Raw genomic sequence first — 25874 nt, 5'->3', positions numbered from 1 at the left:
TGTACTGGTACAATGAACCGCATAAGACAATTTCGTCGTGCTCAGTTTTTCAGGGATTCGATATGACAACGTTAACCGCCCCCGGCACAAAGCCTTCGTTAATTGGCGGGGTGATGATCATCGGTGGGACAATCATTGGTGCAGGGATGTTTTCGCTCCCGGTGGTGATGTCGGGGGCCTGGTTCTTTTGGTCGCTGGCTGCGCTGGTCTTCACCTGGTTCTGCATGCTGCATTCCGGGCTGATGATCCTGGAGGCGAACCTGAACTACCGCATCGGCTCCAGCTTCGACACTATCACTAAAGATCTGCTGGGGCGCGGCTGGAACGCGATCAACGGCCTGTCGATTGCGTTTGTGCTTTATATCCTGACTTACGCCTATATTTCTGCCAGCGGCTCCATCCTGCATCATACGTTTTCAGAGATGTCGCTGGACGTGCCGGCTCGCCTGGCGGGGCTCGCCTTTGCGCTGGCTGTGGCGTTTATCGTCTGGCTGAGTACCAAAGCGGTTAGCCGCATGACGGCCATTGTGCTTGGTGCCAAAGTCATCACTTTCTTCCTGACCTTCGGCAGCCTGCTTGGGCACGTCACGCCAGTAACGCTATTTAACGTGGCGGAGAGCAATGCCTCCTACACGCCCTATTTATTAATGACGCTGCCGTTCTGCCTGGCCTCTTTTGGCTATCACGGCAATGTACCTAGCCTGATGAAGTATTACGGCAAAGATCCTCGCACCATTATTCGCTGCCTGGTTTACGGCACGCTGATGGCGCTGGGGCTGTATACCATCTGGCTGCTGGGAACGATGGGGAATATTCCACGCCCTGAGTTTATTGGCATAGCGGAGAAGGGCGGCAACATTGACGTGCTGGTGCAGGCGCTGAGCGGCGTGCTCAACAGCCGAAGCCTGGATTTGTTACTGGTGGTGTTCTCGAACTTTGCGGTGGCGAGCTCATTCCTCGGCGTCACGTTGGGGCTGTTCGATTACCTGGCGGATCTGTTTGGGTTTGACGATTCCGCACTGGGGCGTTTGAAAACGGCACTGCTGACTTTCGTCCCGCCGATTGTCGGTGGCCTGCTGTGGCCGAACGGCTTCCTGTATGCGATTGGCTATGCGGGACTGGCGGCGACGATCTGGGCGGCCATTGTCCCTGCGCTGCTGGCGAGAAAATCACGTAAACGCTTTGGCAGCCCGAAATTCCGCGTCTGGGGTGGCAAGCCGATGATCGTCCTGATTCTGATCTTTGGCGTGGGCAATGCGCTGGTACACATCTTGTCTACCTTCGACGTCCTGCCGGTCTATAAGTAAATGCTAACGGGCCCTCCGAGCTGAGAGGGCCCCACACCACGTTAGCCTAAAAGCTCTTCTTTCACCTGCATGGCCAAATCGAACGAATGTAAGCGCGCCTGGTGATCGAAAATCTGGCCGTTAACCATAATTTCATCCGCTTCAGTTTCGCGCAGAACGGACTCCAGGCCGTGGCGCACCTTCGCTTTATCCCCCACCAGAGACATGCTCAGTGCCTGCTGAACCCCATATTGCTCAGAGGCAGACCAAAGCTGGTGCATATTCTCCACCGGTGGCGGAAGCTGCCCGGTTTCACCGCGACGGAGGCGAACAAAAGCCTGCTGCATGGAAGTAAACAGGAACTCGGCATCGCGGGTGCTGTCTGCCGCCACGATATTGATGCAGACCATCGCGTAAGGTTTTGCCAGCCGCTCGGACGGCTTGAAGTTTTCGCGGTAGAGCTGCAGCGCCCGGAACAGCATATCTGGCGCAAAGTGCGAGGCAAAAGCAAACGGCAGGCCCAGCTGTGCCGCTAGTTGAGCGCCGTACAGGCTGGAGCCCAATAGCCAGACCGGTACCTTTTCGCCATAACCTGGGACGGGGCGTACATGCGGGTTCGGATCGCGGGCATCAAACCAGTCCACCAGCTCAGCAACATCCCGGGGGAAGTTATCCACGTCGCCGCTCATATGGCGTCGCAGCGCCCTCATGGTCGGCTGATCGCTGCCCGGCGCACGACCAAGTCCGAGATCGATACGCCCCGGATAAAGCGCATTGAGGGTACCGAACTGCTCGGCAATCACCAGCGGTGAATGGTTCGGCAGCATCACGCCGCCGGAACCTAAATGCAGCGTGGTGGTATTCGCGGCCAGGTAACCAATTAGCACCGAGGTTGCCGCGCTGGCAATACCGACCATATTGTGATGTTCCGCCAGCCAGTAGCGATGGTAGCCGCGTTTTTCGGCCAACCGGGCGAGATCCAGAGAGTGGGAAAAAGCCTCCTGCGCCGAGGAGCCTTGAGGGATCGGCGCTAAATCCAGCACCGAGAAAGCAACATTTTTGTCAGTCATAACCGCTCACTTTAGTTACAGCGTAGTCATCAGATTGAAGGTCTTCTTCCAGCCTGGCGCAGGAATACCGCGCCGGCCAGAAAAGCTGCACTTTTAATAGTGCATTAAACGATGACCAAATTTGTTAACAAAGTGAGCTATTATCAGGCCCGAAGCTCCAGCCCGGCGACGCGTCGCCAGTAGCCGTTACAGTCGCTGCGGTTGGCCAGCGGCAGCGGTGCGCTACCGTTCTCATTAGCGCGGAAGGCGTTCAAAATATCCAGCGTCCCTAAGCCCATGGGGGACAGACGAACAATATCCACCAGCCCTTTCATCGACGTCAGCTCATTGCCGAGGTTATAGACATAGCCGCTCATGGTCTGAATGCCGTTCAGCACAAAGACCTGCTGCTGCTCCTGAGAGCGCATATCCCGGCCATTGGGGTACTTAATACAGCAAGTTTCGCATTCGTCCTTTGCGCGGTCTTCGGAGCGGGCGGTAAAGCAGCGGGCGGAATAAGCCAGCGGCAGATGGCCGTAGCTCAGCACTTCCACTTCGAATTTGTCACGAATGCCGAGCTCATCGCACTGCTGGAGCATATTGGCTAACCAGTCGCGGGAAAGCTCGACCGGCATACACCAGCGCGTCATGCCCTGTTTTAATAACAGGCGCAGCGTCACGGCGTTGTAGCAGTTGAGCGCATGCCCGGCGACAAACGGCAGTTTGCGCTCGGCGGCCATATTCACGCTGCCGATATCATTGGCTTCAATCAGAAAGTCGCCGTTTTCTACGTAGCGCTTCAGCTCCCCCAATTCTGACGGAGCCTGCACCAGCGCCAGCGTGGAAAGCACCACCTGCTTGCCCTGGCCTGCGAGCATTTTCGCCATATCCAGCCAGTCGCCAACTTTGGTTGCCCGGCGCTTGCTGCATACCGCTTCGCCCAGGTAAATCACATCGGCCCGGCTTTTCGCCGCGGCCTGATAAAACTTTTCCAGCGTCTCTTTTGGCCAATAGTAAAGCACCGGCCCTAATGAATATTTCATGCTTTTCCCTACTGCCATTTGCGGTGATAGGCACCAAGCGTTGTTTGCGTGCCTTCGGCCATAGATCCCAGGGTCTCCATCCAGGTAGGTTGGGCCTGGTAGCCTTTGGGATCGGCCATGCAGCGATCGATGGCCTGGCGCCAGACTTTTGCCACCTGAGTCACATAAGCCGGGCTGCGCTGGCGGCCCTCAATTTTCACCGACGCAATATTGGCGGCGAGCAGCTCCGGCAGCAGTTCGAGCGTGTTAAGGCTGGTGGGTTCTTCCAGCGCGTGGTAAGGCCTGTCGTCAACCAGATAACGCCCTTTGCAGAGGGTGGGATAGCCCGCATTTTCGCCGTCTTGATAGCGGTCAATCAGCACGTCGTTGAGACGGGACTCCAGCCCCTGGGACGTCTGTTGCCAGCGTACAAAGCGAGCGGGGGAGCAGGCACCCACGGTATTGGGCGACTCGCCGGTAAGGTAAGACGAAAGATAGCAACGCCCTTCCGCCATAATGCACAGGCTGCCAAAAGCGAAGACTTCCAGCGGCACCGGCGTGACGCGAGCGAGCTGTTTGACCTGATGAATAGAAAGCACGCGCGGGAGCACCACGCGGGCAACATCGAAGTGGCGATGATAAAACCGGATCGCTTCTTCATTGGTGGCCGAAGCCTGCACCGATACATGACGCTCGATGTGTGGATAGCGCTCAGCGGCATATTCCAGCATGGCTAAATCTGCCAGGATCAGCGCATCGGCCCCCAGTTGGGCGGCCATATCAACCGCCCGCTGCCAGCGGGAGTAGCCGTCCGGGTGGGCAAAAGTATTGATGGCAATATGCAGCTTACGGCCGCGAAGATGCACGTAGCTGACGGCTTCCTGCAGCTTTTTCTCGGTGAAATTAAGACCAGCAAAATGACGCGCATTGGTATCATCTTTCAGGCCGATGTACACCGCATCTGCACCGTTATCGATGGCCGCTTTCAACGCCGGAAGGTTTCCGGCCGGGCAAAGCAACTCCATATTTTATCCTGAATCATAGGGGGCATGAATACGTGCCCGCGCTGCACAGGGACGGGCAGCATAATTGTTAACGAACCGGGATTTTAGTTAACCTGTCGGCGACAATTTTTGATTTGGGGCAGAGAAAGGCGTATTGCTTAGTGTCGCCGCCGCCAATTCGGCCCCGCAGCAACCTGCGGAATTGTTGATTTGGCGCGCCATCGGGAATTGTCGTTATGGCAAAATAGCGACAAATCTTTTAAAGGAGTTAAACCCGTGTTCGATAAACTGCGTTCTCGCCTGGTTCAGGCTGGTCCTTCTTTGCTGCGGGTTCCGGTCAAGCTAACCCCTTTTGCCGTTAAGCGTCAGGTCCTGGAGCAGGTGCTGGGCTGGCAGTTCCGTCAGGCGCTGCAGGATGGCGAGCTGGACTTTCTGGCAGGCCGCTGGCTAAGTATTGAAGTACGCGATCTGGGCCTGAAGTGGTTTACTTCCGTTGAGGACAATAAGCTGCTGGTGTGCGACGATGCACCTGCAGATGTGAGCTTTAGCGCTGAGGCCAACGATCTGTTGCTGATCGCCGCTCGCAAGCAGGATCCTGATACCCTGTTTTTCCAGCGTCGTCTGGTCATTGAAGGCGACACGGAACTCGGGTTGTATGTGAAGAATCTAATGGATGCCATTGAGCTGGATGCCATGCCTAAACCGCTGCGCATCCTGCTATTACAGCTGGCTGATTTTGTTGAGGCGGGTTTGAAACACAACGCCGCTCCTGAAGGTAATTCGATAGGTGAGCCATGTTAATTCGTGTAGAAATTCCCATTGATGCACCCGGCATCGACGCGCTGCTGCGCCGTTCCTTTGAAGGTGAGGGTGAAGCTGAGCTGGTGAAAGCACTGCGGGAAGACGGGCTGTTAACGCTGGGTCTCGTCGCCACCGACGATGAAGGGCAGGTGATTGGCTACGTGGCCTTCAGCCCGGTCGCTGTAGAAGGCGAAGAGCTGCAGTGGGTGGGGCTTGCACCGCTGGCGGTAGATGAGTCGGTTCGCGGGCAGGGCATTGCCAAACAGCTGGTATACGAAGGGCTGGATTCTCTGAATGAGTTTGGCTATGCCGCCGTGGTCACGCTGGGTTCGCCGGAGATGTATGGTCATCTTGGCTTCCAGCCTGCGGCCCGTTACGATCTGCGCTGCCGCTGGCCTGGCACCGAAGCGGCATTCCAGGTTCATCCGCTGGCGGATGATGCCCTGAACGGCGTCAGTGGCCTGGTAGAATATTCTGACCACTTCAACACCGTTTAGCGAGTTTCCCCTTGAAGGCTTGCGAGCAGGTCTTCAAGGGCTACCTTGCCCACTACCAGCCGCTCTTTCTCGGCCTTGCTCAACTGTTTAATTCGGTATTCGGCCCGCAGCGCCAGCGACCGGTTGCCCACCACCTGACTAAATACCAGATCCAGCTCCCCCTTGCCGCGCAGCGCCTTGGCTCCTTTCCCTGACTGATGCTGGGCAAAGCGGCGAGCTACGTCGGTGGTGATGCCGGTATAAAGGCGGTTATCTGGGCAGCGAATTAAATAGAGATACCAGGGAGTCATAGGGCGGGCGCATAATTAACATTTGTCGCAGAGTAACACTGTTCAGGATGACGATGGAATCACTCAATGCCATCAGCCGCTGGCTGACAAAACAACATGTTCTCAGCTACTGCGTGGGCAGTGGGCATTCGCTTTGGTGCGCGAACGCGTTTTACATTTTCGACCCTGAACGCGTGGCCTTTTATCTGTTGAGCGAGACTTCATCCCACCACGGTGAGCTGATTGGGGAGCAGGCCCCGGTCGCCGGGACGATAAACGGCCAGCCCAAAACCGTGGCGCTTATCCGGGGCGTACAGTTCCGGGGGGAAATTCGTCTGCTGGCGGCAGAAGAAGCGGCCGACTTTCGTATTCGCTACCTGAAGCGTTTCCCGATAGCCAAAGTCATGTCGGCCCCGATGTGGGAAATTCGGCTGGATGAGCTAAAAATGACTGACAACACGCTCGGCTTCGGGAAAAAGCTACACTGGCTACGTGACGAGTAAATTCATTCTCAGGAGGCAGTATGAGTCGTGTTCTGATCGTCGGCGCCACGGGGCTTGTGGGCGGCCATTTACTCCGCCTGCTTAGTCAGGAATCGCGCGTTACCTCGATTGTGGCACCCACCCGCCGTCCGCTGCCGGTAGCGCTGAACAAGGTTGTTAATCCACACGATCCACAGCTGTCAGACGCGTTCGCGCAGGTCACGGAACCGGTTGATACGGTCTTTTGCTGCCTGGGTACAACACTTCGCGAGGCCGGCAGCAAAGAGGCGTTTATCCTGGTCGATTACACACTTGTCTTGGACGCCGCTCTTACGGGCCAGCGGCTTGGGGCAAAACAGATGCTGGTGGTCAGCGCGCTGGGCGCGAACAGCCGCTCGCCGTTCTTCTACAACCGCGTGAAGGGTGAAATGGAAGATACGCTGATAGCGCAAACCTGGCCGCGTCTGACTGTTGCCCGCCCCTCAATGCTGCTGGGACATCGCCAAACCCGTCGCTTAAACGAAGTCGTCATGCTGCCGATTTTTAAAATGCTGCCCGGCAATCTCAAAGCCATTGAATCGTTGGACGTGGCAAAAGCCCTGCTTTTTGAAGCGTTCAACCCCGTTCGGGAAGGAGTAACGATTGTTAATTCTGCCGAACTACGAGAACGCGCTCAGCAGTATGCCGTGGAGTAATTGTTCCAGAGAGCTTATGTGGCATTATTTACGTTGGTTTTGTAAATAAAAGCCACATTATTACATGGCTTTTTAATAGCAAAGGCATGCCGCTCAATAAACTATTGAGAAGATAACTGTCAGGTGTTAAAGGCTAAATATTAAAAGGACTGCAGGTAATCAATATATCCTTTAGCACTGCTTTCCAGTTGCTGGGCGGAAACTTCATATTCGGCGCCATAAAATGCGTAGAAAGGCTGATAATCCGCTTCGACGTATTTCGCGGTCATTTCAAACGGCAGAAGTATTTCCTGTAACGAATGCTGATAGCGCCCATCACGAGAAAAATCCTCCTCTTTGATACCGGCGCTTACCGCCAGCGCGAACTTACGGCCTCTGAGCTGATGCCCGCTGGTAGAGCCGTAGGCCCAGCCATAGGTAAAGACCTCATCCAGCCACTGCTTTAACAACGGTGGGCTGTTAAACCAGTACAGCGGAAATTGCAGAATAATTTTATCGTGTTGTTCAATCAGTTTCTGCTCGCTTTCCACATCAATAACACCATCTGGATAAGCCTGATAAAGATTGTGGACGGTATATAACGCTGGATGCTTTTCTAATTCACTTACCCAGCGATTATTAATTTTAGACTCATTAATATTCGGATGAATAACAACAATTAACGTCTTCATGGTTAATTCCTCTTGAGGTCGCTGTCCATTATCGTTTGTTTGATGTTTGCATCATAGGGAGCTTTAAATTAAAGTACAATACTGTCATTGTTGATATGTACTATACCAAAGGATAGTGTTATGAGCGAAAAGGCTGTGCCGGATTCTTGCGCATTTATGGGCGACACGGGCTTTGCCTACACGCTGTCGCTGGTGAATGGGAAATATAAAATGATCATTCTCTATGCGCTGGCTGAGCATAAGCCGGTGATTCGCTTCAACGAGCTCAAGCGCAGCATTGAGACTATCTCGTTCAGAACCCTGAGCCTGACGCTGAAAGAACTGGAGAATGACGGGTTGATTATCCGGAACGAATATCCGCAAATTCCACCCAAGGTAGAGTACAGCCTTTCAGAGCGTGGTAAGTCGCTGATCCCGGTTTTGGATATGATGTGTGAATGGGGAAACGTGCATCGTCATGATGTGCTGCAGTGAAGCTTCCCGCCGGCTATCGGGAAGCCTGATTTAACGCAGATGATGAACGACCTGGTTACTGCTGCCTCGCCAGATAAGCGCCGGGTCTTTTAAATCCTGAACAAACTTACCGTCCACCAGCACGTTGATTAACGCTACCACTTCCTGCTGTGCGGCGTTCAGTTCATCGATCTTATATCCCGTCCACACCCAGATGTCCTTGCCCGGGCATTCAGTACGCACGCGCTGCACCAGCTTTAGAATCTCGGGCACGTTCTGCGGATGCAGCGGATCGCCGCCCGAAAGCGAGATTCCCTGGCGTTTAACGCGGGTGTCGTTCAGGTCGGTAATAATGCGATCGGCCATTTCTGCGGTAAACGGCATGCCCGAATTTACGCGCCAGGTGCTTTTGTTGTAGCAGCCGGGGCATTCATGCACGCAGCCTGAGACAAACAGCGTGCAGCGAGTGCCGGGGCCATTGACGATGTCGACGGGGTAGTACTGGTGATAATTCATTTTCGCATCTCAATTGACGCCATAGCTGTCTCACTCACCCCGGCCCTCTGTCACAGGAGAGGGAGAAAACTAGCGCGCGGCGTAAGTATTTACACAGACTGTTCCCTCTCCCCTTAGGGGAGAGGGTTAGGGTGAGGGGAGTTCGCTTTATGGCTTAACCGATCTGCCCGTTGCCCAGGTGCTTCACTCGGCGCTTAACTTCTTCCTGCTTGCCGGCGTTAAACGGACGTGCGTCCGGGCTGCCGAGATAACCGCATACGCGGCGGGTAACCGACACGCGCGCCGCATCGTGGTTACCGCATTTCGGGCAGGTAAAGCCCTTGCTGGTACATTCGAACTCGCCGGTGTAGCCGCACTCGTAGCATTCATCGATTGGCGTATTGGTGCCGTAGTAAGGCACGTGCTTATAGCTGTAATCCCACACATCTTCCAGCGCCCGCAGGTTGTGCTGGATGTTCGGGTACTCGCCGTAGCAAATGAAGCCGCCGTTAGCCAGAGGTGGGTAAGGTGCTTCGAAATCTATTTTGTCGTAAGGATTCACCTTTTTCTCCACGTCGAGGTGGAAGCTGTTGGTGTAGTAGCCTTTGTCGGTAACGCCAGGCACGACGCCGAACTCAGCGGTATCCAGACGACAGAAGCGGTCGCACAGGTTCTCACTTGGCGTGCTGTAGAGGCTAAAGCCGTAGCCGGTTTCTGCCTTCCAGCTGTCGGTGGCTTCGCGCAGACGAGCCACGATAGCAACAGCTTTCTTACGCAGGGCTTCGCTGTCATACACGTGCTGATTACCGAACAGGGCGTTCACCGTTTCGTGGATGCCGATGTAGCCCAGGGAAATGGACGCCCGGCCATTTTTAAAGATCTCAGACACGTCGTCGTCGGCCTTCAGGCGCACGCCGCAGGCGCCTTCCATATAGAGGATCGGGGCCACTCGGGCTTTGACGCCTTCCAGGCGGGCAATGCGGGTCATCAGCGCTTTACGCGCCAGCAGTAAGCGTTCGTCCAGCAATTTCCAGAAGGTGGCTTCATCCCCTTTGGCTTCCAGCGCAATGCGCGGCAGGTTCAGGCTGATCACGCCGAGGTTGTTACGCCCGTCGTGGATCTGCTCGCCGTTTTCTTCGTATACGCCGAGGAAGCTGCGGCAGCCCATTGGCGTTTTAAACGAGCCGGTGACTTTCACCACCTGATCGTAATTAAGAATGTCCGGGTACATGCGTTTGGACGCGCATTCCAGTGCCAGTTGCTTAATGTCGTAGTTGGCGTCGCCGAACTTATGGTTCAGACCGTCCTGGATCGCAAAGACCAGTTTTGGGAACACCGCGGTCTTGCGATTTTTACCCAGGCCGGCGATGCGGTTGCGCAGAATCGAAGTCTGGATCAGGCGTGATTCCCAACGGGTACCGAGGCCAAAACCAAAGGTGACAAACGGCGTCTGCCCGTTGGCGGTATGCAGGGTATTCACTTCGTATTCAAGGGACTGGAAGGCGTCGTAGCACTCCTTCTCGGTGCGGGAGTGAGCATATCCCTCCGCGTCGGGGATCTGCCACTCTTCAGCAATTTTACGGTGCTTGTTAAAGCTTTCGGTCACAAACGGGGCCAGCACTTCGTCGATGCGGTTGATGGTGGTTCCGCCGTAAATATGGCTGGCAACCTGGGCGATGATCTGCGCGGTAACCGCCGTTGCGGTAGAAATGGATTTTGGCGGTTCGATTTCGGCGTTACCCATTTTAAAACCGTGGGTCAGCATACCTTTGAGATCGATAAGCATGCAGTTGAACATCGGGAAAAACGGAGAGTAGTCGAGATCGTGATAGTGAATATCGCCGCGCTCGTGCGCGAGCACCACGTCGCGCGGCAGCAGGTGCTGCTTGGCATAGTGCTTGGCGACGATCCCGGCCAGCAGGTCGCGCTGAGTGGGGATCACTTTACTGTCTTTGTTAGCGTTCTCGTTGAGCAGGGCGGAATTAGTCTGCTCAACCAGGCCACGAATTTCCTGGTTCAGGCGGCCACGCTTCTCGCGCTCAATATCGCGGTCATGGCGATACTCAATATAGGCGCGCGCCAGCTGCTTGTAGTTTCCGGCCATGAGCTGGTTTTCCACGGCGACCTGGATCTCGCCGATGTCGACCTGGCTGCGACCGGCCATCTGCTGACTGACGATATCTGCGACGGTGGCGCAATAGTCCGCGTCATCGACTCCCGCTGCTTTAGCTGCACGCAGAATGGCTTCTCTGATGCGCTCTGAAGTGAAAGGTACCTTGCACCCGTCTCTTTTCATCACATGCGGTGTCATGATTTCTCCGTTTATTTTTAGGTTATCCACAAATGTAGGGGGATCTCCGGGAGCTCGTAGCCAGTTGTCCTGTCAAAATTTCCCGAAAGTTGGCCCTTTTTATCCACAGATAATCCCCAAGCTTATCCTGAGGGCCTTGTCGTTATAATAGTCGATGAATACAACATGTAGGGCCGGGATGCATTCTAAGTTCTATATATAGTGATTTGCATCAAACATGTTTGCGATTTTATTGATTCAGAACAAAGTAAATCGGGGGCGGTAGAAACGGCGGGCGTTGTCTATGGGAGGGAAATTATCCGATTAATTTTTCGTATAAATATTCTACAAACACCCGAGTCTTTGGCGGGATTTTTCCTCCGGCATACTTCACCCAGAGCTGCTGCGGCTCGGGGGCTGAACCCTGCAAAATCGGCACTAATTTGCCTTCGGTGATGGGACGGGTGAGATACCAGTCGGCGAGATAAACGATCCCCATGCCGGACAGCGCGGCATCCATCAGAGAATCTGGCGAGGTGGAGATAAACCAGGCTGAAGGCTCATCAAACAGCGTTTCGTTATTCATCCATTGCTGAAGGCGCCCGGTGCCGGAGTTGCGGTGGATGAGGCAGCGATGCTTCGCGAGATCTTCTGGCGTTTGTGGCGTTCCGTGTTGAGCTAAATAGGCCGGTGACGCCGCCGTAATCATTTTCGAGGTATACAGTTCGCGCGCCACCACGCGGTTATCTCTTACCGTGCGGTGGCCGATGGCCACGTCAATGCGCTCGCCAATGAGGTTGACGCTGCGGGCTTCCATCGACATCTCAAAGCGAATCAGCGGATAGCGCCGCTGGAATTCGGCCAGGATCGGCATCAGGCAGTGACGGCCAAAGCCAGGGATCACGCTGACGCGCAGCAGCCCCGAAGGTTCCGCCCCCGGATTAACCAGCGCCTGGTTCAGCGCCTGCCACAGCGGAGCGACCTCTTCACGCAGCGCAGTCCCTTCTTCGGTCAGCACCACAAAGTGCGTATTGCGCACAAAGAGCACGATGCCCAGCCGCAGTTCAAGCTGACGTATGCTTTTGCTCACCGCCGCGGGCGTAATGCCCAACTGACGGGCTGCCTCGGAAAAACTCTGGCAGTCTGCCGCCGCCAGAAAAGCGGGAATGAGCCGATGAACGTCAGCGGAAAGCATCATGCTTGTAACCTTTGGTTGAAACAGATGTGCCATGTTATGGACTACAGGTAAGTCCTGTCATCTGAAAAGATAGCCTCATCCCAAAAATGAGGTCTGAAAGATGAATAAAATATTAGTGCTGGCGGCACATCGTGCCCCTGAAGAATCTCGTATTAACCGCGCTGGCGTTACGGCCCTGAAAAGCATCGCAGGCGTCACCGTGCACGAACTTAAGCGTGAGTACCCGGATCATCAGATTGACGTTGAGCGTGAACAGGCGCTGCTGGTGGAACATGACGCGATTGTGCTGATGTTCCCGTTCTGGTGGTACAGCTCCCCGGCGATCCTGAAAGACTGGCAGGATCAGGTGCTAACCTTTGGCTTTGCCTACGGGACTAACGGCACCGCGCTGCACGGCAAAAAGCTGATGGTCATGACGTCGACGGGCGGCCAGGCGGAGGCTTATCGTGCAGAAGGTGCTAACCGCTACACGGTGGAAGAGCTGCTGCTGCCGTTCCACGCGATGGCGAATAAGACCGGTATGATATGGCAGGCTCCTGCGCTTATTCAGGGGGCGAATACGATTACGGAAGTGCTGATCGACGAAGGCGTTAACGGCTGGCTGAGCCGGGTTCAGGCGCTAAAAGGGTGATTTCCCCTCATCCCGGCCCTCTCCCCAAAGGGGCGAGGGGGCAAACAACGGGGTAAAGCAGTACTCAATCTATTCCCTCTCCCTTTCAGGGAGAGGGGTAGGGTGAGGGTCAGAAGCGACATTGGGGGTTGTCAGTAATCAGACTAACGCTTAATCCAGTACACCGCCTCAAACGGCCTCAGGCTCATCTCCGCAGGTTTAGGGGCGGCATCAGCGTAGTTACTCATCAGTACTTCCCATTCACCTTCGTGCCCTTCCAGCTGCAGCCATTGCGCCTCTGCGCTAAGGTTTGCGGCAACTACCAGCGTCTGGCCTTCATGTTGGCGGCTGTAGCTCCACACCAGCGGGTGCTCCGGCAGCAGATCCTGATAATTCCCCCAGGTCAGCACCGGCTCGGCCTTACGCAGCTTGATCAACTGCTGGTAGGTATAGAAGACCGACTCTTTGTCCTCCAGCGCCGCTGCGGCGTTGACCGTCTGGTAGTTATCGCACAGGCCAATCCACGGCGTGCCTTCGCTAAAGCCGGCATTACTGCCCGCATCCCACTGCATCGGCGTGCGGCTGTTGTCGCGTGACTTACTGGCAAGAATAGCCATCAGCGTGTTGCTGTCGCGTCCAAGGGTTCGCAGCTCGGCAAACATATTCAGGCTTTCCACGTCGCGGTACTGATCGATGCTGGAGAAATGCGGATTGGTCATCCCAATCTCTTCCCCCTGATAGATGTACGGCGTGCCTTGCATGCCGTGCAGCACCATCGCCAGCATCTTCGCGGAGGTGGTTCGCAGCTCGCCTTCGTGACCAAAACGGGAAACTATGCGCGGCTGGTCGTGGTTACACCAGAACAACGCGTTCCATGCCACGTTGTGCATACCCTGCTGCCAGTGGTTGAAGATTGACTTCAGCTCCACGTAGTCAGGTTTTGCCAGCGTCCATTTCTCACCGCCAGGATAATCCACCTTGAGGTGATGGAAGTTAAAGGTCATCGACAGCTCGCTGCCGTCGAGAGCGCCATATTTCTGGCAGTTATCCAGCGAGGTGGAGGACATCTCGCCGACGGTCATCAGGCCGAGCGGCTTAAAGGCATCGCGGCTGAATTCCCGCAGGTACTCGTGAACCCGTGGGCCATCGGTGTAAAAACGACGCCCATCCCCGCCGTGCACGTCATTCGGGAACGTCTGGTCTTTTGAAACCAGGTTAATTACGTCGAGGCGCAGGCCGTCTACGCCACGGTTGGCCCAGAACTCGCAAACCTTCTTCAGCTCGGCGCGAACCGTCGGGTTTTCCCAGTTAAGGTCTGCCTGCTCAGGCGCGAAAAGATGCAGATAGTATTGCCCGGTTTCCGCCTGCCACTGCCAGGCGTTGCCGCCAAACTTAGAACGCCAGTTATTCGGCAGAATATCCGGCGTGCCGTCGCGCCAGATATAGAACTCGCGGTACGGGCTGTGTTTATCCTGCGCCTGCTTGAACCAGTCGTGCTCCGTGGAGGTGTGGTTAAACACCATATCGAGCACCAGACGAATACCGCGCTGGTGGGCTTCGGCCACCAGCAAATCAAAATCTTCCAGCGTGCCGTAGGTCGGATCTATCGCGCAGTAGTCAGCGACGTCGTAGCCGTTATCTATCTGAGGCGACACATAAAACGGCGTCAGCCAAATGGCATCTACACCCAGCGTTTTGAGGTAATCCAGACGCTGAATCACGCCCTTCAGATCGCCGGTCCCGCTGCCGGTCGTGTCCTGGAAACTCTTCGGGTAAATCTGGTAGATGACGCCGTTCTGCCACCACGGAGGAGTGATATTCATAGCGAGTTCCTGCTAGCTGAAGGGGCGGAATTGCCCCATAAACTGATGACAAACTTCTGGCAGTAGAAAGAACCGTAAGTGCCATCAAAAATAAACAAGGAAAATCAACGGGCTGATTTTCAGCTGATAACCCACAAAGCGAGAAAAAGTCACTTTGCTCTGACGAAAAGGGGGCATTTCTGCCCCCGGTCTATCTCACTACACCACCAGCAGCGTGCCCTGGCGGAATTTACGCTTGTAGACGATGGAGGTCAGGATAATCGGCACAATCACCGCGATAACAATTGCAATGGCGTAGACGCCCCAGAACTTAGGCTGAATGGACAGGATGCCCGGCAGACCGCCGACGCCAATCCCGTTCGCCATCACGCCGTTCAGGCCGCACAGCAGGCCAGCCAGGCCGGAACCGACCATCGCGCACAGCATCGGGAAGTGGTACTTCAGGTTGATCCCGTACATAGCCGGTTCGGTGACGCCGAGGTAGGCAGAAATGGCCGCCGGGACGGAGATTTCACGTTCATTCTGCTTGCGGCTACAGATAATGATGCCGACAACCGCAGAAGCCTGCGCGATGTTAGACAGCGCAATCAGCGGCCAAACCGGTGTCCCGCCCAGGCTCTGGATCATCTGCATGTCGATGGCCAGCGTGGTCTGGTGAACGCCGGTAATCACCAATGGTGCATACAGGAAACCAAACAGCGCGGCGCCGATAGGGGCGAAGCTGCCGGTCATCAGGTGGCGAACCGCGAACGCCACGCCGTCGCCGATCATACGGCCAAACGGCCCGATGACGGTGTGCGCCAGGAAAACAGCCAGGATCAGCGAGCAAACCGGCACGATAACCAGATAAAGATAATCCGGCACGATGCGCTTCATCCGAGTTTCGATGAAGCCGAGCGCCAGACCGGCCAGCAGCGCCGGGATAACCTGCGCCTGGTAACCGACTTTCTCAATAGTGAACCAGCCGAAGTTCCACACTTCCGGGATCTTGGTGCCCAGTTCGTAGGCGTTCATCAGCTGCGGGGAGACCAGCGTAACGCCCAGCACGATGCCGAGGATCGGCGTGCCGCCCATTTTCTTCACCGCAGACCAGCAAATGCCCACCGGCAGATAGAAGAAGATCGCTTCACCAATCAACCACAGGAAGTCATAGACGGTTTTCAGCGCCGGGTACATCTGGGCAAGGGTTTCCCCGTTGCTCATCGGCAGGTCGCCAATGACGTTACGGAAGCCCAGGATCAGGCCTCCGCTGATAAGCGCAGGCAGCAGCGGGAAGAAGATCTCTGCGAAGTGGGAGATCAGCTGCTCGTGCCATTTCATGTTTTGGCGCGCCGCCGTTTTGGCCTGCTCCTTGTCGGCGGAGTCCAGCCCGGTCGTGGCGATCAGCGCTTTGTAGTAATCATCCACATCGGTACCGATAACCACCTGGAACTGGCCGGCATTGGTAAAGCAGCCTTTCACCATGGGCAGATTTTCGATCTCTTTAGGATGGGCATTTTCGGGATGGTTCAGCACAAAACGCAGTCGGGTAATGCAGTGGCTGACGGTGGCGATATTCTCGCGCCCGCCAACCAGTTCGATCAGTTTGTCGATGTCTTGTTGTTTTACTTTGCTCATAAGTAACACCCTGGGTAGGAGGTAATGACCTGTTGTAAGGGTAGCCAGGTTTCTATTTTGCGAAAATGGGAACGTTCCCGAAACCGGGCGAAGATCACAAAATCCCGTTCAGGGGTGGTTTTATTGCAGGTGACTAGGGATGACGATTTGCCGCAGCTGTTGGCCCTGAGAAATCTGCCCGATCAGCTGTAAAGCCGCGGCGCGACCGGCTTCGGCGTAGCCTGGGTCAACGGTAATGATTTCAGGATGCAAGAATTTCATCAGCGGCGTGTTCCCCACGCTCGCCAGTTGAATATCGCTGCGGTTTTGCTGCTGGAGATATTTGCTTGCGCCCAGCGCCAGGGTGTCAGTGGCGCACAGCAGGGCGGTGGTTTTCGGGGTCAGAACTTCAACCACATGCTCGTAGCCCTGCTTCATGGCAAGGCCGGGCAGGGCGGCATTTGGAACGATATCGTGGTCACGGCAAAAAGCGAGATACGCCTGGTGGCGGCGGTAACCGGTGGTGACGTCGCCGTGCGGTACGCCAAGGAAGCTGATGTCCCGGTGACCCTGCTGATAAAGCGTGGACATCAGGATGTGAATAGAGCCTTCATCGTCATAACACACCGAAGCGAAGCCGCTGGCGTCTCGCGCCATCAGCACCAGCGTGGAACGCCATGGCTGCAGCACTTTCTCGTTGATGCCGGTGAAGCCAAACAGAATCACGCCGTCGATGTTGCGGCGGCGCAGCATGCCAAGATGCTCCTCAACCATCTCTGGTGAGAACTGGCTTTCCATCATGATCGGATCGTAGCCCTGCTCGTAAAGGCAAGGCAGCATGGTTTGCACCGCCAGATTTTCCGACAGTGAGTCCAGGCGGGTCACGATAATGGCGACGACTTTATCGCTTTGGCCCCGCATCGCGCGCGCCGAGCGGGAGGGGGAAAACTCATGCTGCTGCATTACCGCTTCAACCCGTTCCCGCGTGCGGGCGCTTACGCCGCTTTCATTGTTCAATACGCGAGAAACGGTAGATTTCCCCACGCCGCTCAGGCGGGCAATATCTTTGATGGTAAGGCGACTTTGCATGGTTGTTCTTTTCCCTGGCGGTCACGGTGCAAATTGGCTGGTTAGACAATGGCGGCTAGCCCTGTTCCCTTTGGGACACGAATGCGGTGATTGTCACTCGTTTGCCACCAACCTGTAATCCGGATTATTTAGAATATACTTATCAGGAGTAAAGTTTTAACGCGCTATCCCGTTCCCGATATGGGCAAAATCTGGTTTACAGACGGTTTAGTTTTACGGGCGTAGTATACCTGGCATTCTCATTATGCCAGAAGGCGTAATGCTATTTTTCTTTCAACGCTACCGGAGATGACATGGAACCCGATCCCAGTCCTCACCCTGAAGTAACAGGAATTTTCCGGTAAGCCACAGGTTAACGCCCGCTGCCTTACCGGTTTTGTAAGGCAGTGACGACCGCTCTCTTTTACGTCCCTGCTTGTTGATGCTCTCCTGCCTGATGCAGCTTTGTTGCGCCTGCAGGAAACTTAGGTACCGCTCAAGACGGTGCTAAGGACGTTTATGCAATTCAAAAACCTCACACGCCAGCTGATGTCCCAACTGAGCCGCCATCTGCCGCGCCGCCTGGTGCAGCGCGATCCTATGCCTGACGGGAAAGTGGTGGCGAAGGCCGCCGATATTCCGGCGACGCTGACCCAGGCCTGCCTGAAATATGCCGCCGCCAGCGAAGAGCAGCTCTACGTTGAGTTTGGCAGCCACCCGGAAGGGCTGGACGCTCGCGAAGTCGAAAAGGCGCGCGAAACCCACGGTCTGAACCAGATCCCGGCGCAGCAGCCCGCGCCGTGGTTTGTGCATCTCTGGGTTTGTTACCGCAACCCGTTCAACCTGCTGCTGACGGCGCTGGGGATTTTCTCCTACGCAACGGAAGATGATCTGTTTGGCGCCAGCGTCATCGCGCTGATGGTGGTGATTTCCACGCTGCTGAACTTCATCCAGGAAACCCGCTCCACCCGCGCGGCTGATGCGCTGAAGGCGATGGTTAGCAACACTGCGACCGTGCTGCGTGTGATCAACGAACAGGGTGAATATGCTTATGTCGAAGTTCCGCTGGACCAACTGGTGCCGGGGGATATCGTTAAGCTTGCCGCAGGTGACATGATCCCGGCGGATCTGCGCGTGATTCAGGCGCGTGACCTGTTTGTTGGCCAGGCGTCGCTGACCGGGGAATCTCTGCCGGTCGAGAAAGTTGCCGTCAGCCGCCAACATGACCAGCACAACCCGCTGGAGTGCGACAACCTCTGCTTTATGGGTACCAACGTGGTGAGCGGCACCGCGCTGGCGATGATTATCGCCACCGGCGGCAACACCTGGTTCGGCCAGCTTGCCGGGCGTGTCACCCAGCAGGAAAGCGAACCTAACGCCTTCCAGCGCGGGATCAGCCGCGTAAGCTGGCTGCTGATCCGCTTTATGCTGGTGATGGTGCCGGTGGTCCTGCTGATTAACGGCTTCACCAAGGGCGACTGGTGGGAAGCGGCGCTGTTCTCGCTCTCCGTTGCCGTCGGCCTGACGCCGGAAATGCTGCCTATGATTGTGACCTCCACGCTGGCGCGCGGGGCGGTCAAACTGTCGAAGCAAAAAGTCATTGTGAAACACCTGGATGCTATCCAGAACTTTGGCGCGATGGACATCCTGTGTACCGATAAAACCGGCACCCTGACCCAGGACCGCATCGTGCTGGAAACCCACACCGATATCTTCGGTGAGCAAAGCGATCGCGTGCTGCATACCGCCTGGCTGAACAGCCACTATCAAACCGGCCTGAAAAATCTGCTCGACGTGGCGGTACTGGAAGGCGTCGATGCCGATCACGCCCGCACGGCGGTTGCCCGCTGGCACAAAATAGATGAAATTCCTTTCGACTTTGACCGTCGCCGCATGTCGGTTGTGGTCTCCGAGCAGGCCGACGTGCATCAGCTTATCTGTAAAGGCGCGCTGCAGGAGATCCTCAACGTCTGTACCCACGTGCGCCACGGGGACGAAATTGTGCCGCTCAGTGAAGGGATGCTGGCGCGCATTCGCAGCGTAACCGACTCGCTAAACAGCCAGGGTCTGCGCGTGGTTGCCGTTGCCACCAAATTCCTGCCAGCCCGCAGCGCAGACTACAGCCGCGTGGATGAGTCCGACCTGATCCTCGAAGGCTACATTGCCTTCCTCGATCCGCCGAAAGAAACCACCGCTCCGGCGTTAAAAGCGCTGAAAGCCAGCGGCATCGCGGTGAAAATCCTGACCGGTGACAGCGAACTGGTCGCGGCGAAAGTATGCCGTGAAGTCGGCCTGGAAGTTGGCGACCTGATTATCGGCAGCGACATCGAAGAGATGAGCGATGACGAGCTGGCTCGTGTGGCGCTGCAAACCACGCTGTTTGCCCGCCTGACACCGATGCACAAAGAGCGTATCGTTCGCCTGCTGCGCGGTGAAGGCCATGTGGTTGGCTTTATGGGCGACGGCATCAACGATGCTCCAGCGTTACGTGCGGCGGATATCGGTATTTCCGTTGATGGCGCGGTGGATATCGCCCGTGAAGCTGCCGACATCATCCTGCTGGAAAAAAGCCTGATGGTGCTGGAAGAGGGCGTGATTGAAGGCCGTCGTACCTTCGCCAACATGCTCAAGTACATCAAAATGACCGCCAGCTCCAACTTCGGCAACGTCTTCAGCGTGCTGGTGGCCAGTGCCTTCCTGCCGTTCCTGCCGATGCTGCCGATCCACTTACTGATCCAGAACCTGATGTACGATGTCTCGCAGGTCGCGATCCCGTTTGATAACGTCGACGACGAGCAAATCAAGCAGCCGCAGCGCTGGAATCCGGCTGACCTGGGCCGCTTTATGGTGTTCTTCGGGCCGCTCAGCTCCATCTTCGATATCGTGACCTTCGGCGTGATGTGGTGGATTTTCAAAGCCAATTCCCCGGAAGCGCAAACGCTGTTCCAGTCCGGCTGGTTCGTGGAAGGCCTGCTGTCGCAGACGCTGATTGTGCACATGATCCGTACCCGTCGCATTCCGTTCCTGCAAAGCCGTCCGGCCTGGCCGCTGATGGTGATGACGCTGCTGGTGATGGCGCTCGGGATTGCGCTGCCGTTCTCCCCGCTGGCGGAGTATCTCCACCTGCAGGCGCTGCCGCTGAGCTACTTCCCGCTGCTGGTGATCATCCTGGCAGGCTACATGATGCTGACTCAGGCGGTAAAAGGTTTCTATAGCCGCCGTTACGGCTGGCAGTAATCCAAATATTGACGAGATGTGATCCACGTCTCGCCACCGCCTTGCTGAAAAATCCTTCACGTGATAACAGATTGTTTTTGCTGTTTTCTGGCCCGTCACGTGAAAGGATTATCCATGTTCAAATCGCTTCGTTTCAGCCTGCTGGCCGCAGGTATCGCCGTTGCCTGCCAGGCGCAGGCCGCTCCCGCAGGGGATCTCCCGCTAATGCCCTGGCCGCAGCAGGTCGAACTCCCGGCCACGCAGGGCAGCCTGCCGCTGACTAACGCCGTGTCTATTGCCATTAGCGGCGACAAGCTCGAAGGGGCTATTGACCGCTGGCGGCAGCGCATCAGCCTGCAAACCGGCTGGCAGCTTCAGCCTGCGGCTGCACAGCCGGCCAAACCCACGATTGCTATTCAAATTAAACAAGCCGTTGATCCACTGCCTAAAGCTGACAGTGACGAAAGTTATGCCTTAAGCGTGACGGCGGACGGCGTGAAGCTCACTGCTAACACGCGATTTGGGGCAATGCGCGGCATGGAGACCTTGCTGCAGCTGATTCAAAATGGCCCGCAAAACACGTCGATTCCTTATGTCGAAATCAAAGATGTCCCGCGTTTCCCGTGGCGCGGGCTGCTGCTTGATTCGGCTCGCCACTTTATGCCGGTGAACGACATTCTCCGTCAGTTGGACGGGATGGCCGCCGCCAAGCTGAACGTCTTCCACTGGCACCTGACGGACGATCAGGGCTGGCGCTTTGCATCGACCCATTATCCGAAGCTGCAGCAGCTGGCGAGCGACGGGCAGTTCTACACTCAGGCGCAAATGAAACAGGTGGTACGCTATGCCACCTCGCTGGGCATTCGCGTGGTGCCGGAAATCGACATACCGGGCCACGGTTCCGCGCTGGCTGTCGCTTACCCGGAGCTGATGAGCGCGCCGGGGCCTTACCAAATGGAGCGCAACTGGGGCGTCCTGAAGCCGCTGCTAAACCCGGCAAACGAAGCGGCCTACAAATTTGTTGATACGCTGATTGGCGAAGTTACAGCCATTTTCCCGGACAGTTACTTGCATATCGGCGGGGATGAGGTGGATGACACCCAGTGGAAAGAAAACGCCGCCATCCAGCAATTTATGAAGCAGCACAACCTGGCGGACTCTCACGCGCTGCAAACGTACTTCAACCAGCGGCTGGAGAAGATCCTCGAGAAACATAAGCGCCAGATGATGGGCTGGGATGAGATTTATCACCCGGATCTGCCGAAGAACATTTTGATCCAGTCCTGGCAGGGGCAGGATTCGCTGGGGGCGATTGCGGCCCACGGCTACAAAGGCATTCTGTCCACGGGCTTTTACCTCGATCAGCCGCAGTCCACCGCCTACCACTACCGCAATGAAGTCCTGCCGGTTGGGCTAAACGGGGTGGATCACATCCGCGAGGCCGACAGCGCGCAGAGCTGGTTCTTCAGCATGCCTCGCCTGAAAGGCAGTGCGGTAGAAGGCAGTTTTACGCTGGTGAAAAGTGACGGTGGCTGGCGCGGATTTATCGACTTCAAGGGCAAATCCCGCCGTGCAGTTCATGACGTAAAATGGCTGAACCCAACTCAGGTAACCTTTACGGTAGACACCTGGATGGGGGAAACGCGCCCGGTAGTCACGCTGGAAAACGACAAGCTTAATGGCTACTTCCTGGTGGGCAACGTGCGCTATCCGGCGACCGGGCAGAAGCTCGAGGGCATCCCGGATGGCAAACAGCCTGTGGTCCCAACCGAAGCGCAGATGAGCAATATTCTCGGCGGCGAAGCGGCGCTGTGGGCGGAAAACGTGATCTCCCCGCTGCTGGATATCAAGCTCTGGCCGCGGACTTTTGCCGTAGCCGAGCGGCTGTGGTCGGCTAAAGACGTCACAGACGTGGACAATATGTACCAGCGTATGCAGGCCATTGATGCCTGGTCCACGGTGTCCGTTGGCCTGCGTCAGCATACCGAGTCCGTTACGCAGCTCACTCGCCTCGCCGGTACACCGGAGATCATGCCTTTGCAAATCCTCGCCCAGGCCATTGAGCCGGCGCAGTACTACACGCGCCAGCATCTGAAATTCCAGGCCGGGAATTACAACCACTTTGAGCCGCTGAACCGCTTTGCCGATGCGCTTGGGGCCGAAAGTGGGCAGGTCAGGGCGATTAACGGTTGGGTGGACAAACTGATTGCCGACAGGGAAGACGGGAACAGTGCGGAAGCGTTGCGCCATATCTTCACTCGCTGGCAGAACAACACCCCGGATGTATTGGCGCTGATCGACGGCAACTACGTGCTAAAACCGCTCAAGCCGGTTGCTGAAGACGTGGACAAACTCGCCGGGCTGGGCTTAAGGCTGACGGATTTGGTGGCGAAGCAAGGTTCGCTCAGCGATGACGAGCTGAAGGCCATTCAGGCTCAGCTGGATGCTGCGGCGCAGACTCGTGATGAAGTGGTGATTGCGGCGGTGTATCCGCTGGAGAAACTGCTGCGGGCTGCCGTGAAGTAAGAAAGAAATGGCCCCGTGAAAGCGGGGCCAGAAGCAAAGCGCGACGGCGAACTAGCGGCGAACGGCGATAGCTTCGATTTCGATTTTAACGTCTTTCGGCAGACGAGCCACTTCAACGCAAGAGCGAGCCGGGAAGGTCGCATTATGTTCGTTGAAGAAAGCTTCGTAGGTGGCGTTCACGGTCGCGAAATCATTCAGATCTTTCACAAACACGGTGGTTTTCACGATGTCGCCCACTTTCAGGCCCGCGGACTCAACGATAGCCTTCACGTTTTCCAAGGACTGACGAGCCTGAGCGGCTACATCTTCCGGCACTTCGCCGGTTTTTGGGTTCACCGGGATCTGCCCGGAAGTGATGATCATGCTCCCGAGATCGACACCCTGAACATAAGGACCGATAGCGGCCGGTGCATTTTCCGTGCTAAGCGTACGTGACATACTTTCTCCTTAGTATTGGATATAAACTCCGTCCATTATAGGGACGGGAAATTGCTTGTCATTAGTGGTCGTTAATCTACCAGAACCACGTGGCGAGCGAACTCTTTCTCGCAATACTTGCACTTCAGGCTGATATCGTCGGCGCGCTGCTTCACGGCGAACGAAGAAGCCACCGGCTCGTTGTGGCTGATGCAGTTGGTGTTCGGGCACAGCAGCACTTTCTCGATGCGATCCGGCAGGCTTGGGGTGCTTTTGCCCACCACTTCGTATTCGTCGATGCGGTTCACCGTGGCGTGCGGGGCGTACAGCGCCAGCTGATTCACCTGCTCGTCGGTCAGGAAAGTATTTTCAATTTTGATCAGATCTTTGCGACCCAGCTCGCGGGACGGCAAATTCAGGCCGATGGTAATGCGCTGGTCGGTTTCGGTCAGTTGGAACAGGGTCAGCAGCTTAAAGCCAACCTGAGCCGGAATGTGGTCGATAACGGTGCCGCGCTTGATGGCTTCAACCTGTAATTTATTATCGTGCGTCATCTTCTTGTCCTCTCACTTAAACCAGTTCGCGATTCAACACCAGCGCCAGCAGCGCCTGGCGAGCAAAAATACCGTTCCCGGCCTGCTGGAAGTACCAGGCATGCGGCGTGCTGTCTACGTCGGTGGTGATCTCATCCACGCGCGGCAGCGGGTGCAGCACCTTCATGTTGCCGCGTGCGCCGGCCAGGTCGGCGGCGCGCAGGATAAACTGCGCCTTAACGTTGGCGTACTCAGACGGATCCAGACGCTCTTTCTGCACGCGAGTCATATACAGAATGTCCAGCTCGCCCACCACTTCGTCGATAGACTCGTGGCGGCTCCAGGCAATGCCTTTTTCATCCAGCATGTCGAGAATGTACTGCGGCATCGCCAGGGCAGTTGGCGCGATGAAATAGAAGCGGTTGCCGTTGAACTTCGCCAGCGCCTGGGCCAGCGAATGCACGGTGCGGCCATATTTCAGGTCGCCGACCATGGCGATATTCAGGTTCTCCAGGCGGCCCTGAGTTTCCTGAATGGTGAATAAATCCAGCAGGGTTTGGGTCGGGTGCTGGTTCGCGCCGTCACCGGCGTTCAGCACCGGGATCTCACCGGAAAACTCGGTGGCCAGGCGAGCCGCGCCTTCCTGCGGGTGGCGCATCACAATGGCGTCCACGTAGGTACTGATGACGGAGATGGTATCCGCCAGCGTCTCACCTTTCTTGCCCAGCGAAGTGTTGCTGCTGTCGGAGAAACCCACCACGGACGCGCCCAGACGGTGAATGGAGGTTTCAAACGAGAGGCGGGTTCGGGTCGACGCTTCAAAGAAGCAACTGGCGATAACTTTGTGCTTCAGCAACTCCGGCTGTGGATTAGCTTTTAGCTTTGCCGCGGTTGCCAGCACCAGTTCAAGTTCTTCACGACTGAGATCATTGATGGAAATGATGTGTTTTTTATAGAGCGGGTTAGTCATGCTTCTCTCCTGTTCTCGGGCCGACGGGCAAAAAAAAGGCCCCTCAACGAGGGGCCTTAGCAATTTGGGAATTTAGAAATTCGACGGTGCAACGGGAAGAAAAACGCCCTGCCGCGTCTGCTTTCAGACGTCGAGCTGCGACATTTTTTTGAACACAGTAAACCATGCTTCCTCCCGGCAAATTGTGGCGCATTATACGCGCGTGGGTGTTCTCTGCAAGCGCTAAAATCACACTTTTTCAGGGGCGCTGCAATCGGTTGCGGTGCATTCAGGCCTGTCCCAGCATACGCATGATGCGGCGATGCACCAGCGGCGTTTTTTGCACTTCACGCGGCGCAATCCAGACCACGCTGCTGCCGGCGACCACGCCCAAAATCTCTGCGATGGCGTGATGATCGAGAATTTTTGCTATCGCTTTGCCGTAACCTGACACCGTATGCACCATGACAAATTCGCTGTTGTGCTCAACGCTTAACACCATTTCGGCCACCGAACGCGCCGCGTTGGGCTGGGGCAAAGTCTGCGGGCTAAGAGCATAGATTTTTTGCCCTTTGGCATTGCGCAATTTGATAACGCCCAGCAGCTTGAGCAGGCGGGAGACGGTGGACTGACTGATGGCTTCGAAGCCGTGCTGTTTCAGGTCATGGCGCAGTTGCTCCTGGGAGTGATAACTCTTGTGGCTGATGAGCTGTTGGCACAGTTCAAGCTGGCGCTGCTCTTTCTCGAACGAGAGGCGGGATGTCCTCATGATCTCTATACACTCCTGTGATGGCCGGTGCGTTTTCATTGCACGGTGGATGAACGTAATTTATTGATAGAAATGATTTTTATTAATTTTATCTTTTTAAAATGTTGCCAATGGATGGAGATGAAGCGTTTAACGCCACAATCGTGGCGTTAATG

The 25874-nt window shown here is 56.0% G+C and carries 24 protein-coding genes; 9 read left to right on the top strand and 15 right to left on the bottom strand.

Translation table 11 applies throughout. From position 1 onward, the window contains the following. The first annotated feature begins 62 nt into the window (after window positions 1-62). A complete protein-coding gene (gene mtr / locus WFK85_RS16815) occupies window positions 63-1307 on the top strand; it encodes a tryptophan permease (protein WP_336708960.1) in 1245 nt (414 codons plus the stop codon). Between the two features lie 41 nt (window positions 1308-1348). Here mtr and WFK85_RS16810 read toward each other — a convergent pair whose 3' ends face one another. From WFK85_RS16810 to ubiU, 3 genes are all read right to left on the bottom strand, one after another. Next, entirely contained in the window at window positions 1349-2356 is a 1008-nt protein-coding gene (locus WFK85_RS16810; RefSeq protein WP_008454765.1) for a luciferase-like monooxygenase, read from the bottom strand. A 143-nt stretch (window positions 2357-2499) separates the two neighbouring features. Then, window positions 2500-3378 carry a U32 family peptidase gene (locus WFK85_RS16805; protein WP_442892315.1) on the bottom strand — a complete coding sequence of 293 codons (879 nt, stop codon included), beginning with the start codon at window positions 3376-3378 and terminating at the stop codon, window positions 2500-2502. 8 nt (window positions 3379-3386) lie between these two features. Next, complete coding sequence (gene ubiU, locus WFK85_RS16800) at window positions 3387-4382, bottom strand: ubiquinone anaerobic biosynthesis protein UbiU (RefSeq protein WP_008454763.1); 996 nt, start codon at window positions 4380-4382, stop codon at window positions 3387-3389. Between the two features lie 255 nt (window positions 4383-4637). On the opposite strand from ubiU, the gene ubiT reads away from it, so the two are divergent. Further along, window positions 4638-5162, top strand: coding sequence for a ubiquinone anaerobic biosynthesis accessory factor UbiT (ubiT, locus tag WFK85_RS16795; RefSeq protein WP_039288056.1), 525 nt, complete (start codon window positions 4638-4640; stop codon window positions 5160-5162). Continuing rightward, a complete protein-coding gene (locus tag WFK85_RS16790; protein WP_008454760.1) occupies window positions 5156-5659 on the top strand; it encodes a GNAT family N-acetyltransferase in 504 nt (167 codons plus the stop codon). Before ubiT ends, WFK85_RS16790 begins: the two co-directional genes overlap by 7 nt. Here the strand turns inward: WFK85_RS16790 and WFK85_RS16785 are convergent. Further along, window positions 5656-5949 (bottom strand): GIY-YIG nuclease family protein, encoded by a 294-nt coding sequence (locus tag WFK85_RS16785; protein ID WP_336708962.1) that lies wholly within the window; start codon window positions 5947-5949, stop codon window positions 5656-5658. The genes WFK85_RS16790 and WFK85_RS16785 overlap by 4 nt on opposite strands. A 53-nt stretch (window positions 5950-6002) precedes the next feature. Between WFK85_RS16785 and WFK85_RS16780 the strand changes: the two genes are divergently transcribed. Continuing rightward, a complete protein-coding gene (locus tag WFK85_RS16780) occupies window positions 6003-6431 on the top strand; it encodes a YhbP family protein (RefSeq protein WP_336708963.1) in 429 nt (142 codons plus the stop codon). Window positions 6432-6451: 20 nt separating this feature from the next. Beyond that, on the top strand, window positions 6452-7105 hold the full coding sequence (locus WFK85_RS16775; protein ID WP_336708964.1) for an NAD(P)H-binding protein: 654 nt from the start codon (window positions 6452-6454) through the stop codon (window positions 7103-7105). Between the two features lie 140 nt (window positions 7106-7245). Here the strand turns inward: WFK85_RS16775 and WFK85_RS16770 are convergent, their stop codons facing one another. Next, window positions 7246-7776, bottom strand: a complete 531-nt coding sequence (locus WFK85_RS16770) for an NAD(P)H-dependent oxidoreductase (RefSeq protein WP_336708965.1) — start codon at window positions 7774-7776, stop codon at window positions 7246-7248. Between the two features lie 120 nt (window positions 7777-7896). On the opposite strand from WFK85_RS16770, the gene WFK85_RS16765 reads away from it, so the two are divergent. Then, window positions 7897-8250, top strand: coding sequence for a winged helix-turn-helix transcriptional regulator (locus tag WFK85_RS16765; RefSeq protein ID WP_008454744.1), 354 nt, complete (start codon window positions 7897-7899; stop codon window positions 8248-8250). A 30-nt stretch (window positions 8251-8280) separates the two neighbouring features. Here the strand turns inward: WFK85_RS16765 and nrdG are convergent, their stop codons facing one another. The 3 genes from nrdG to WFK85_RS16750 form a co-directional block, all read right to left on the bottom strand. Continuing rightward, window positions 8281-8745 carry an anaerobic ribonucleoside-triphosphate reductase-activating protein gene (gene nrdG, locus WFK85_RS16760; RefSeq protein ID WP_008454741.1) on the bottom strand — a complete coding sequence of 155 codons (465 nt, stop codon included), beginning with the start codon at window positions 8743-8745 and terminating at the stop codon, window positions 8281-8283. A gap of 154 nt (window positions 8746-8899) precedes the next feature. Then, window positions 8900-11035 carry an anaerobic ribonucleoside-triphosphate reductase gene (gene nrdD, locus WFK85_RS16755; protein WP_008454740.1) on the bottom strand — a complete coding sequence of 712 codons (2136 nt, stop codon included), beginning with the start codon at window positions 11033-11035 and terminating at the stop codon, window positions 8900-8902. Between the two features lie 295 nt (window positions 11036-11330). Then, window positions 11331-12212, bottom strand: coding sequence for a LysR family transcriptional regulator (locus WFK85_RS16750; RefSeq protein ID WP_008454738.1), 882 nt, complete (start codon window positions 12210-12212; stop codon window positions 11331-11333). 100 nt (window positions 12213-12312) lie between these two features. Here WFK85_RS16750 and WFK85_RS16745 point away from each other — a divergent pair, with 100 nt between their 5' ends. Beyond that, the gene (locus tag WFK85_RS16745; RefSeq protein WP_166995042.1) at window positions 12313-12843 is read left to right on the top strand and encodes an NAD(P)H-dependent oxidoreductase; all 531 of its coding nucleotides are present in this window, start codon (window positions 12313-12315) and stop codon (window positions 12841-12843) included. A 143-nt stretch (window positions 12844-12986) separates the two neighbouring features. On the opposite strand, the gene treC is transcribed toward WFK85_RS16745, so the two are convergent. From treC to treR, 3 genes are all read right to left on the bottom strand, one after another. Continuing rightward, the gene (treC, locus tag WFK85_RS16740; protein ID WP_166995044.1) at window positions 12987-14645 is read right to left on the bottom strand and encodes an alpha,alpha-phosphotrehalase; all 1659 of its coding nucleotides are present in this window, start codon (window positions 14643-14645) and stop codon (window positions 12987-12989) included. A 198-nt stretch (window positions 14646-14843) separates the two neighbouring features. Further along, complete coding sequence (gene treB / locus WFK85_RS16735) at window positions 14844-16262, bottom strand: PTS trehalose transporter subunit IIBC (protein WP_008454726.1); 1419 nt, start codon at window positions 16260-16262, stop codon at window positions 14844-14846. Window positions 16263-16382: 120 nt separating this feature from the next. Then, window positions 16383-17330 (bottom strand): trehalose operon repressor TreR, encoded by a 948-nt coding sequence (gene treR, locus WFK85_RS16730; protein ID WP_008454725.1) that lies wholly within the window; start codon window positions 17328-17330, stop codon window positions 16383-16385. A 498-nt stretch (window positions 17331-17828) separates the two neighbouring features. Here treR and mgtA point away from each other — a divergent pair, with 498 nt between their 5' ends. Beyond that, window positions 17829-20546 carry a magnesium-translocating P-type ATPase gene (gene mgtA / locus WFK85_RS16725; protein ID WP_166995046.1) on the top strand — a complete coding sequence of 906 codons (2718 nt, stop codon included), beginning with the start codon at window positions 17829-17831 and terminating at the stop codon, window positions 20544-20546. Between the two features lie 114 nt (window positions 20547-20660). Then, a complete protein-coding gene (locus WFK85_RS16720) occupies window positions 20661-23051 on the top strand; it encodes a beta-N-acetylhexosaminidase (protein WP_336708966.1) in 2391 nt (796 codons plus the stop codon). A gap of 51 nt (window positions 23052-23102) precedes the next feature. On the opposite strand, the gene ridA is transcribed toward WFK85_RS16720, so the two are convergent. The 4 genes from ridA to WFK85_RS16700 form a co-directional block, all read right to left on the bottom strand. After that, entirely contained in the window at window positions 23103-23489 is a 387-nt protein-coding gene (gene ridA / locus WFK85_RS16715) for a 2-iminobutanoate/2-iminopropanoate deaminase (protein WP_008454721.1), read from the bottom strand. A gap of 71 nt (window positions 23490-23560) precedes the next feature. Further along, window positions 23561-24022 carry an aspartate carbamoyltransferase regulatory subunit gene (gene pyrI / locus WFK85_RS16710; protein ID WP_008454720.1) on the bottom strand — a complete coding sequence of 154 codons (462 nt, stop codon included), beginning with the start codon at window positions 24020-24022 and terminating at the stop codon, window positions 23561-23563. 16 nt (window positions 24023-24038) lie between these two features. Next, window positions 24039-24971 (bottom strand): aspartate carbamoyltransferase, encoded by a 933-nt coding sequence (gene pyrB / locus WFK85_RS16705; RefSeq protein WP_166995050.1) that lies wholly within the window; start codon window positions 24969-24971, stop codon window positions 24039-24041. Window positions 24972-25239: 268 nt separating this feature from the next. Further along, window positions 25240-25719: an arginine repressor gene (locus tag WFK85_RS16700; RefSeq protein WP_008454718.1), complete on the bottom strand. Its 480-nt coding sequence runs from the start codon at window positions 25717-25719 to the stop codon at window positions 25240-25242. Window positions 25720-25874 lie beyond the last annotated feature (155 nt).

Source organism: Cedecea sp. VD22 (genome assembly GCF_037150195.1).
GTDB lineage: Bacteria > Pseudomonadota > Gammaproteobacteria > Enterobacterales > Enterobacteriaceae > Cedecea.
This window is presented reverse-complemented; position numbering and strand designations above follow the sequence as displayed.